The following is a 10,928-nucleotide window of genomic DNA, read 5'->3' on the forward strand; positions in this document are numbered from 1 at the left end:
CGAGTCCGTCCCTGTTACCTGCATCTTCGCACGTTCGACGTGCCGCAATCCGGTCAATTTCGACGCTTCGTCCGCATTTTGAAAAAAAATTGATGGGAAACGGTTGCCATCCTCAGGGTCGGCGCTATACTAACGCCCACAAGTTCATAAACGAAATGCTTTGACGAGGATAGTAGAGACGAACCCATCTTCAAGCAAGCCGGCGGTTGCTGCGAGCCGGTGTTGGGCGGGCTCGAAAACCCCTCCGAGCAGTTCCGATGAACGCTCGGCCCCAGGCGAGGAACATTCGCGCAAGGCCGGTGCAAGTAATCTGAACCGGTGACTCCGTTATGCGTCGCATATGCGTTCATGCGTATGCCTTCTCTTTTGAGGTCCTGGTGCAGGTTGCTTGCAGCAGGATTTTTTTGTGCCCCACAAGGGCAGAAGAAGGAAGAAGGATCGGCATGCAACTTCGCAGCGACGCCGTCAGATGCGGCATTCCGCGCGCCCCTCACCGCAGCCTGCTCAAGGCAGACGGCCTGACCGACGAGGAGCTGAAGCGCCCGCTTGTCGCGGTGTTCAACTCCCGCAACGACATCATCCCCGGTCACAACAACCTCGATAAGATCTGCGAAGCCGTGAAGGCCGGCATCTACATGGCTGGCGGCGTGCCCTTCGAGATCTCCACCATCGGCGTGTGCGACGGCATCGCCATGAACCACGACGGCATGCACTACTCGCTCGTGTCGCGCGAAGCCATCGCCGACAGCTTCGAGTGCGCCGTCCAGGGCCACGCCTTCGACGCGGCCGTGTGCATCCCCAACTGCGACAAGATCGTCCCCGGCATGCTGCTCGGCGCGTTGCGCGTGAACATCCCCACGGTGTTCGTCTCCGGCGGTCCTATGCTCCCCGGCCATCAGCCCGGTTGCACGCAGGGCGCCACCACCGACCTGAACACGCTCTTCGACGGCGCCGGCCAGGTTGCCGCCGGCACCATGACCGAAGAGGAGCTCAAGTACTTCGAGGACACCGCGTGCCCCACCTGCGGATCCTGCTCCGGCATGTTCACTGCCAACTCCATGAACTGCCTGTGCGAGGCCCTGGGTATCGCGCTTCCCGGCAACGGCACCATCCCCGCCGTGTACTCCGAGCGCCTGCGTCTTGCCAAGCACGCCGGCATGAAGGTCATGGAGCTTCTTGAGAAGGGCATCTGCATCAAGGACATCATCACCGAGGCCGCCATCCATAACGCCATGGAGTGCGATATGGCCTTCGGCGGTTCCACGAACACGGTGCTGCACCTCACCGCCATCGCGCAGGAGGCGGGCCATCCCATCACCATGGACGATTGGGATGCGGCGAGCGCGCGCACCCCGCACCTGGTGAAGCTGCAGCCTTCCGGCCCGCGCCCGCTCATCGACCTGTACGCTGTCGGCGGCGTGCCGGTGGTCATGCATGAGCTGGGCGAGGCCGGCCTGCTCGACCGCAGCGCGCTCACGGTCATGGGCACCATGGACGAGTACCTGGCCAACTGCACCAAGCCCGCCGACGGCGAGGTGTGCCGCACGCACGACAACCCCTTCTCCAAGGTGGGTGCCCTGCGCGTGCTCCACGGCAACGTGGCCCCCAACGGCGGCATCGTGAAGAAGTCGGCGGTCGATCCGTCCATGCTCACGCACACGGGCCCGGCGCGCTGCTTCGACTCCGAGGAGCAGGCCTGCGAGGCCATCTTCGCCGGCAAGATCAACCCCGGCGACGTGGTGGTCATCCGCTATGAAGGCCCCGCCGGCGGCCCGGGCATGCGCGAGATGCTCACGCCCACCAGCGCCATCGTGGGCATGGGCCTTTCCAAGTCGGTTGCCCTGCTCACCGACGGCCGCTTCTCCGGCGCCTCCAAGGGCCCGTGCGTGGGTCATATCAGCCCCGAGGCCGCTGCCGGCGGCCCGATCGCGCTGATCCAGGACGGCGATCAGATCACCGTCGACATCGAGGGCGGCGCCATCACGCTGCACGTCGACGATGACGAGATGGCGGCCCGCCGTGCGGCCTTCGTCGCGCCGGCCCCGAAGCACAACCATGGCGTGCTGGCCAAGTACGCCAAGTTGGTTTCCTCCGCAGACAAGGGAGCGTATGTGTCATGAGCGAACGCAAGCAAGATAAGCACGCGTCCACCGCAGGCCAGCCCCGCGGCCTGGGCAGCAAAAACCCCAAACAGGGCGAAGAGATGATCGGCGCGCAGGCCGTGGTGGCCTCGCTTGAGGCCGAGGGCGTCGACCTGGTCTTCGGCTACCCGGGCGGCCAGGCCATCAAGATCTACGATGCGCTCTACGACAGCAAGCAGCTGCATCATGTGCTCTCCCGTCATGAGCAGGGTGCGGTGCACGAGGCCGACGGCTATGCGCGCGCCACGGGCAACGTCGGCGTCGTCATCGTCACCTCCGGCCCCGGCGCCACCAACACCGTTACCGGCATCGCAACCGCCTATATGGACAGCGTGCCGCTCGTGGTCATCACCGGCCAGGTGCCGCGCGGCGTCATCGGCACCGACAGCTTCCAGGAGTCCGACATCGTCGGGATCACCATGCCCGTGGTCAAGCACTCCTTCCTGCTGCAGTCCACCGATGAGCTGACGTCCACCTTCCGCGAGGCGTTCCATATCGCCGCATCCGGCCGTCCCGGCCCGGTGCTGATCGACATCCCCTCCGATATCCTGTCGGAGAAGATGGTGTTCAACTATCCCGATAAGGTCAACCTGCCCTCGTATCGCCCCACCTATCGCGGCAATGCCAAGCAGATCCGCGCGGCGGTCCAGCGCATCCAGCGCGCCGAGCGCCCCGTGCTCTACGTTGGCGGCGGCGTGATCAGCTCCGGTGCCGCCGATGAGCTGGTCGAGCTGGCCAACGCGCTGCAGCTGCCCGTGGTCACCACGCTTATGGGCAAGGGAGCGTTCCCTGCTTCCAACCCGCTCAACATCGGCCCCGTGGGCATGCACGGCTCGAAGTACGCCAACCTCGCCATGACCGAGTCCGACCTCATCATCGCCTGCGGTGCGCGCTTCTCCGATCGCGTGACGGGCAAGCTCTCCGAGTTCGCTCCGCATGCCGACGTCATCCACATCGACATCGACCCGGCGGAGATCGGCAAGATCCGCAAGGTGCAGATCCCCATCGTCGGCGACCTTCGCGGCGTGCTCGCCGGCATCAACGAGGCGGTTGCCAAGGCCGGCGCCAAGCCCATCACGGGCCCCTGGCTCGAGCAGATCGCCGAGTGGCGCCGTCGGTTCCCGTTCTACCACTCCGACCTGGTGGAAGACCCCGGTCGCATCGTGCCTGAGACGGTCATGCAGAAGCTCTCGCGCAAGCTCGACCCCGAGCATTCCATCGTGGTGACCGAGGTCGGCCAGCATCAGATGTGGGCTGCGCAGTTCATCGACCGCGAGAAGCCGCGCACGTTCATCTCCTCCGGCGGTTTGGGCACCATGGGTTTCGGCTTCCCGGCGGCCATCGGCGCTGCCTTCGGTTGCCCGGACGACCAGGTGGTCTGCGTCGCTGGCGACGGATCGTTCCAGATGAACTCCCAGGAGATGGCCACGGCCGCCATCAACGGCGTGCCGGTGAAGGTGCTCATCCTGGACAACCGCGCCCTTGGCATGGTGCATCAGTGGCAGAAGCTGTTCTACAACGAGCGCTACAGCTTCACGGAGCTGTCGGCCAACCCCGACTTCTGCAAGCTGGCCGATGCCTACAGCTGGAAGTCCCGCCGCATCACCGCCCCCGAGGAGGTCGATGCCGCGCTTGACGAGATGCTCGCCTGCGAGGGCCCCTTCCTGCTCGACGTGGCCATCCCCGACGACCAGAACGTGTTCCCGATGGTGGCCCCCGGCGCGGCGATGTCCGACGTGCTCGGCGCCATCGACGTAGCCGTCGGCGCCGTGCGCACCGACGTGCCCGGCCAGCCGGCGCCTGCGCCCGAGCCGGAGAAAAGCCCCTGCGCTAAGATCGATGCTCAGTTCGGCGGCCGATGGGAAAGCGATCCCGAAGACAAAGGACCGCGCGAGGGCGAGCAGCCCGAGGACGCGGACGTGGAAGGGGAGTCCCGATGAAGCACATCCTGTCCGTTTTGGTTGAGAACAAGCCCGGCGTGCTCTCGCGCGTCACGGGCATGGTCTCCCGCCGCGGTTTCAACATCGATTCGCTGTCGGTCGGTCCCACCGAAGATCCCACCATGTCGCGCATCACCATCATCGTGAAGGCCGACGAGCTGGCGTACGAGCAGCTCACCAAGCAGCTCAACAAGCTGGTGAGCGTGTTCAAGATCACCGACCTCACCGATACCTCCGCCATCGAGCGCGAGCTGGTGCTGTTCAAGGTCAACGCCGCGCCCGACCGCCGCAACGAGATCATCGAGATCGCCAACGTGTTCCGCGCCAAGATCGTCGATGTCGGCCGCTCAAGCCTCACCATCGAGGCCACGGGCGACGAGTCGAAGCTCAAGGGCATGGAGGACCTGTTCCGCGCATACGGCATCAAGGAGATCACGCGCACCGGCAAGATCGCCATGTCGCGTGCCTCCAAGGAATCGTAGGCGCCATGGCTTCCCGCAGTACGCTGTGGCAGCGCAGGCTGCGCATGTGGGCGATGCCGTGATCGGCTAAGCGCCATGTTCGGGCGTTCGCTAGTACGTAGCTCGCGCGATGAGCTGCGCTAACCGTCGGGGTTCGAATGCGGCATGCGGGCGATGCGCTTTGCAGCCGCCTGCCATGCGCAGATGCGATTTCGCACACGTTATACTTCCAGGTACATCAGCCAAGAAGAAAGGAATTACCACCATGGCTGTTACGATCTACTACGAAAACGACGTCGATCCGAAGATCATCCAGGGCAAAAAGGTCGCCATCATCGGTTACGGCTCCCAGGGCCATGCCCATGCCTTGAACCTCATGGACTCCGGCGTCGACGTGCGCGTCGGCCTGCGCGAGGGCTCCAAGAGCTGGGCTAAGGCCGAAGAGGCCGGCCTGAAGGTCACCACCATGGACCAGGCCGCCGAGGAAGGCGACGTCGTCATGATCCTCGTTCCCGACGAGCTGCAGCCCGAGGTCTACGAGCAGCACATCGCCTCTCACCTGAAGGCCGGCAACACTCTGGCCTTCGCCCACGGCTTCAACATTCACTACGGCTACATCAAGGCTCCCGAGGACGTCAACGTCGTCATGTGCGCCCCGAAGGGCCCGGGCCATATCGTCCGTCGTCAGTACACCGAGGGTTCCGGCGTGCCGGATCTGGCCTGCGTGTACCAGGACGCCACCGGTGACGCTTGGGATATCATCATGTCCTACTGCTGGGGCGTCGGCGGTGCCCGTTCCGGCATCATCAAGGCCACGTTCGCCCAGGAGACCGAGGAAGACCTCTTCGGCGAGCAGGCCGTCCTGTGCGGCGGTCTGGTGGAGCTGGTCAAGGCCGGTTTCGAGACCCTGACCGAGGCCGGTTACCCGCCCGAGCTGGCTTACTTCGAGTGCTACCATGAGATGAAGATGATCGTCGACCTCATGTACGAGTCCGGCATCCACTTCATGAACTACTCCATCTCCAACACCGCCGAGTACGGCGAGTACTACGCCGGCCCGAAGGTCATCAACGAGCAGTCCCGCGAGGCCATGAAGGAGATCCTGCATCGCATCCAGAACGGCGACTTCGCCCGCGAGTTCGTTGCTGATTGCAAGAACGACCACAAGTGGCTCTTCGAGCAGCGCGAGGCCATCAACAGCCACGAGATCGAGAAGACCGGCGCCAAGATCCGTGGCATGTTCTCCTGGGTCAAGTCCGACGAGGCCGAATAACCCGAACGTTTCGGTTTTGGCGTGTAGCCGTACCAGGGTGCCTGCCATCTTGTGAATCGGTTTCCCTCAAGGGGCCGGGCATAGTGCCCGGCCCCTTCGCTGTTTGCCGCCATACTGATGTCAGAGCCTATAGAGGGGCGGGCGGCGTTCGCGTTCGTTCGCCGCTGCGGTTTCGAAACGCCTTGCGCATGCCGCGGTTGGCTGTCCCGGGCACCCCTCGCGCGCTTCGCCGACACGTCACGTTTTCGCGCACTCGTTCGCGACTATCGGCCTTTCTCCGGATATTTGAAGCTCGGGTGCGCCGCGCCGACGCGCGTTGTGTAGTATGAAGGCATATGCGAACACAACACGAAGGGTGGTTATAGCGCATGACGAAGAAGGTCCTGGTTACCGAGAAGCTGGCGCAGGCCGGTTTGGACCGCCTTGCGGAAAAGGGCTTGCAGGTCGATGTCAAGCTGAAGATGTCCACGGATGAGCTTATCGAGGCCATCCCCGAATATGACGCGCTCGTGGTGCGCTCCGCCACGCATGTCACGCGCGAGGTCATCGCCGCGGCTTCGAAGCTGCGCATCATCGGCCGTGCCGGCGTGGGCGTGGACAACGTCGACGTCGAGGCTGCGACCGAAGCCGGTATCATCGTGTGCAACGCCCCCACTTCCAATATCGTCTCCGCCGCTGAGCAGACCATGTGCCTCATGCTGGCCTGCGCGCGCAACACCGCCCAGGCCAATGCAAGCATGCATGCGGGGGAGTGGTCCCGCGGCAAGTTCTGTGGCAGCGAGCTGTATGAGAAGACGCTTGCCATCTTCGGCCTGGGCCGCATCGGCGGTCTGGTGGCCGAGCGCGCCCGCGCCTTCGGCATGCATCTGGTGGGCTACGATCCCTACTGCAGCCCCGAGCGCGCCGAGCAGCTGGGCGTGGCGCTTTACGACAACATGGATGAGCTTCTTCCCCTGGCTGATTTCATCACGGTGCATCTGCCGAAGACCGACGAGACCATCGGCATGTTCGGCCCCGATCAGTACGCCGCAATGAAAGACGGCGTCATCTTGGTCAACGTGGCGCGCGGCGGCATCTACAACATCGACTCCCTGGCTGACTTCCTTGCGGCCGGCAAGATCGGCGCCGCTGGCATCGACGTGTTCGAGGACGAGCCCTGCACGCAAAGCCCGCTGCACGAGTTCCCCAACGCCATCCTCACGCCCCATCTGGGCGCTTACACCTACGAGGCGCAAAGGCGCGCGGGTGTGCAGATCGCCGATTACATCGCCGCCGGCCTCGAGGGCAGCGTCGTTCCCACCGCGCTCAACATGGCGCCCGTGCCGCCCGAGGTCATGGACGCCGTGGGCCCGTACGTGCCCGCTTGCCAGATGATGGGCAGCATGCTCGCCCAGCTGGGCGGGGAAGTGCCCAAGCGCTTGTCGCTCACCGCTTCGGGCAAGGCCGCTCCCGCCGATGCCACCATTCTTATGGCGGGCACGCTCCAGGGCCTGCTTTCCTACAAGAACCTGGCGACGGTCGTCACGCCCGTCAACGCCGAGGCCGTGGCCCGTCGTCACGGTATCCGCGTGGATACCGGCGCGCACGCGTCCGCGGGCGCGTACTCCTCTTCGGTGACGGTGGTCGCCGACGGCCGCGAGATCGGCTGCACGCTTTCCGGCGAGGACCAGCACGTGCGCCTCATCTCGCTGCTGGGCTACAAGGTCGATATCGCCCCTGGTCCGCAGGCGCTCATCTTCCAGTATGAGGACCGCCCCGGCCGCGTGGGCACCATCGGCTCCATCCTCGGCGACGCCGGCATCAACATCACCACCATGCAGATCGTCAACGATCCCGAAGCCGGCCAGGCCATCGTCTACATGAACATCGAAGGTGAACTCGATGACAGCGTGCTGGCTAAGCTGCGCGAGAACCTCGAGGACCTGAAGAACCTCTGGTACGTGAAGCTGTAGCCCAACAACCGTATATCGCTATGCGCCCGCCGCGTGAGATCACGGCGGGCGTTTTTGCGTTTGGGGGGCCAAAGCTTGCTCGGGTCTCCTCAACCAGGGATCTTCGCATTCCGGCGGCAAAAGGGTTGCTTGCGTTTCATCCAATGATCGCGCCCTGCGATACGAGGGTGTGCTCCGGATGCTTTTCCGCGTCTTGTTAGCCCAATACTCCTTCGCGTTTCGACATGCAAATTCCCCTGCATTGCATCCCGCGCTAGCGCCCGATGCCGCAAAAGCGTTACCGAATGCTCGATTCGGTCAAGTTTTAACATGTGGGTAACTTGTTGAACGGAGTTTTAACTCGACCGTTGCGCTAGGTGTATTAGAATGAGTTGCGTTTTTGTTAACAGAGCTGAAAGGAACGGAAATGACGCGCAAGATCGCAATTTTCGACACAACGCTGCGCGACGGCGAGCAATCGCCGGGCGCTTCCATGAACACCGAGGAAAAGCTTGTTGTGGCGCGTCAGCTGCTACGTTTGAACGTCGATGTCATCGAAGCGGGTTTCCCTATCTCCAGCCCCGGCGACTTCGAGAGCGTCCGCCGCATCGCCGAGCTGGCTGGCGATGACGCCACCGTCGTCGGCCTGACCCGTGCCGTGGCCAAGGACATCGACCGCGCCGCGGAGGCGTTGAAGTACGCCAAACGTCCGCGTATCCATACGGGCATCGGCGTCAGCCCCAGCCATATCCATGACAAGCTCCGCATCACCGAGGACCAGTGCATCGAGCGTGCGGTGGCCGCCGTCAAGCATGCGAAAAGCTATGTCGAGGACGTCCAATTCTATGCTGAGGATGCCGGTCGCGCCGACTATGCGTTCCTGGCGAAGGTAATCCAAGCCGTTGTCGACGCCGGCGCAACCGTCGTGAACATCCCCGATACCACCGGCTACAGCCTGCCCGACGAGTTCGGCCGTCGTATCAGGTACCTCATGGAGAACGTTCGCGGCATCGAGAACGTCACCGTGTCGGTGCATTGCCACAACGACCTGGGCATGGCCACGGCCCTGTCGCTGGCGGGTGTTGAAAACGGCGCAACCCAGATCGAGTGCACCATCAACGGCCTGGGTGAGCGCGCGGGCAACACGGCCATGGAGGAAGTGGTCATGGGCATCAAGATGCACGGTCAGGAGCTTGATGCCCACACCGACATCAACACCCGCGAGTTCCTTAAGGCTTCCCGCCTGGTTTCGTCCATCACCGGCATCAACGTGCAGGTGAACAAGGCTATCGTCGGCGCCAACGCGTTTGCGCATTCCTCCGGCATCCATCAGGATGGTGTGCTGAAGAAGCGCGATACCTACGAGATCATCGACCCGGCAGAGGTCGGCGCAGGCCAGTCGCAGATCGTGCTCACCGCACGCAGCGGCCATGCGGCGCTGAAGCATCGTCTTGAGGAGCTCGGCTATGAGCTTGACCCCGAGCAGCTTGATAAGATGTACAACGCCTTCCTCGATCTTGCTGACAAGAAGAAGGAAGTCTACGACGAGGACCTCGAGTCGCTTATGCATGAGAGCCATCGCAACGAGGCGGCTCTGTACACGCTCGAATCCGTGCAGATCTCCTGCGGCTTCCCGCTTACTCCCACGGCTACCGTTACGCTCCGCAACGCGGCCGATCAGGTGGTCACCGCGTGCGACTACGGCACCGGTCCCGTCGACGCCGTGTACAAGGCTGTGAACAAGATCGTGCAGGTTGACAACGACCTCACGGAGTTCTCGGTGCAGTCCGTCACGCGCGGCATCGACGCTCTTGGCGAGGTCACCATCCGCGTTACCGCCCCTGACGGGGAGATTTACACGGGCCGTGGCGCCGATGGCGATATCATCGTCTCGTCTACCAAGGCTTACCTGAACGCGTTGAACCGTCTGCTCAACGATAAGGCTGAGCACCGCAAGTAAATCTGCGAACGGGTGAAACGTTCATAGGCAGGGTGTCTGCGCAAGCGGGCGCCCTGTTTTGCGTTGCACGGCAGGGTAGTCGGATATGGGACCTGCAACGCACTTGGGTCGGACATGCCGGCTATGACATCGATGCGCATCGAGCCTTTGGGGTCGGATGCGTGCCCCATCCTGTAATCCATATGCCGCATTGGACGCCTCGAATCGACATCCCGGTGCAACTTGGGGCAAAAGAAAAGGCGTTGCCCTCAAGCAACGCCTTTTCGCGATGACACGCTGTCGCATTTACAGGTTTCTGCGCAGCTGCGCCTCTTTGATCTCCATCTCAAGCGAGTTGTGGATGATGTTGGCGAACGGACCGGCGTTGGCGGCAAGATGCTCGACGTTGGTCTGATCGCATCGGCGGATGAAGTAGTACAGGAATGCGCACGTATAGAACTCGGCCAGAAAATCAATGTTATCCTGCGGCAGATAGCGATTCGACAAGATGATATCGATGTCTCGCTTGATGGCGTTCACGTACAGGTTGTACAGGTAGTTGCGCAGCGAGTAAGGGCCGTTATCGATGAGCGCTTCGCGATAAAAATGGCGACGGGCCTCTAAAACCTCGGCAAAGCATGAGAAGAACTCCGCATGGTCAAGCGAGCGCACGCCTGATTTCTGGGTGATGTAGTAAGGGAAATGGGAAATGGAATCATCGCTGGGCTTCTCGTAGAGCAGCACGGATTCCGAGAAATGCTTCTTGAGCACTTGTCCCATGTCGTAGCGGAAGATCCAGATGATCAGGCGATCTTTGTTCTCGAAGTGATAGTAGAACGTTTTGCGGTTCTTTCCCGTTCTTTGAACTATGTCGCTGATAGATACCTTGCGAAGCGGCATCTCGTCGCATAGCGACACGAATGCGTCCGCGATCAACAGCATAGTCGAAAGCGCGTTCATTGTGGCGACTCCTTCCTTTGTTTGTCCGGCCACGCATCCAATACCGTCATTGTAGGGGCGTTGGCTTGCGAAATCTAGGACATATTTGAAATTATGAGTAATCGTCTGTGCTGAGTATACGTACGGGATTGCGCGTATGGTCAAGACTATTGGGTAAACTTGTCATCAAAACCTATGACTATGTGAGAGTTACCTATACTAAAACACACAATATCGTGATTCTGTCCATCGCACTCGCAAATATCACTTCGTAGAATAGCAGCAGAAGGTAACGAGAAGGCCT

General features: G+C 62.1%; 7 protein-coding genes. 6 read left to right on the top strand and 1 reads right to left on the bottom strand.

Annotation, left to right across the window (positions count from 1 at the left end; all coding sequences use genetic code 11):
• Positions 1-443: 443 nt before the first annotated feature.
• The 6 genes from ilvD to DW178_RS04155 all read left to right on the top strand — a co-directional run bounded on the left by ilvD (position 444) and on the right by DW178_RS04155 (position 9,706).
• Entirely contained in the window at positions 444-2,120 is a 1,677-nt protein-coding gene (ilvD, locus tag DW178_RS04130) for a dihydroxy-acid dehydratase (RefSeq protein ID WP_118349814.1), read from the top strand.
• Positions 2,117-4,081: a biosynthetic-type acetolactate synthase large subunit gene (gene ilvB / locus DW178_RS04135; RefSeq protein WP_118349815.1), complete on the top strand. Its 1,965-nt coding sequence runs from the start codon at positions 2,117-2,119 to the stop codon at positions 4,079-4,081. Before ilvD ends, ilvB begins: the two co-directional genes overlap by 4 nt.
• Complete coding sequence (gene ilvN / locus DW178_RS04140) at positions 4,078-4,563, top strand: acetolactate synthase small subunit (RefSeq protein WP_042434435.1); 486 nt, start codon at positions 4,078-4,080, stop codon at positions 4,561-4,563. The genes ilvB and ilvN overlap by 4 nt, the downstream gene beginning before the upstream one ends.
• Before the next feature lie 244 nt (positions 4,564-4,807).
• The gene (gene ilvC / locus DW178_RS04145) at positions 4,808-5,815 is read left to right on the top strand and encodes a ketol-acid reductoisomerase (protein ID WP_118349816.1); all 1,008 of its coding nucleotides are present in this window, start codon (positions 4,808-4,810) and stop codon (positions 5,813-5,815) included.
• 368 nt (positions 5,816-6,183) lie between these two features.
• Entirely contained in the window at positions 6,184-7,767 is a 1,584-nt protein-coding gene (serA, locus tag DW178_RS04150) for a phosphoglycerate dehydrogenase (RefSeq protein ID WP_118349817.1), read from the top strand.
• 406 nt (positions 7,768-8,173) lie between these two features.
• Positions 8,174-9,706, top strand: a complete 1,533-nt coding sequence (locus DW178_RS04155; RefSeq protein ID WP_118349818.1) for a 2-isopropylmalate synthase — start codon at positions 8,174-8,176, stop codon at positions 9,704-9,706.
• 285 nt (positions 9,707-9,991) lie between these two features.
• Here the strand turns inward: DW178_RS04155 and DW178_RS04160 are convergent, their stop codons facing one another.
• Positions 9,992-10,645 (bottom strand): TetR/AcrR family transcriptional regulator C-terminal domain-containing protein, encoded by a 654-nt coding sequence (locus DW178_RS04160; RefSeq protein WP_118349819.1) that lies wholly within the window; start codon positions 10,643-10,645, stop codon positions 9,992-9,994.
• Positions 10,646-10,928 lie beyond the last annotated feature (283 nt).

This window comes from Eggerthella sp. AM16-19 (genome assembly GCF_003474385.1).
GTDB lineage: Bacteria > Actinomycetota > Coriobacteriia > Coriobacteriales > Eggerthellaceae > Senegalimassilia.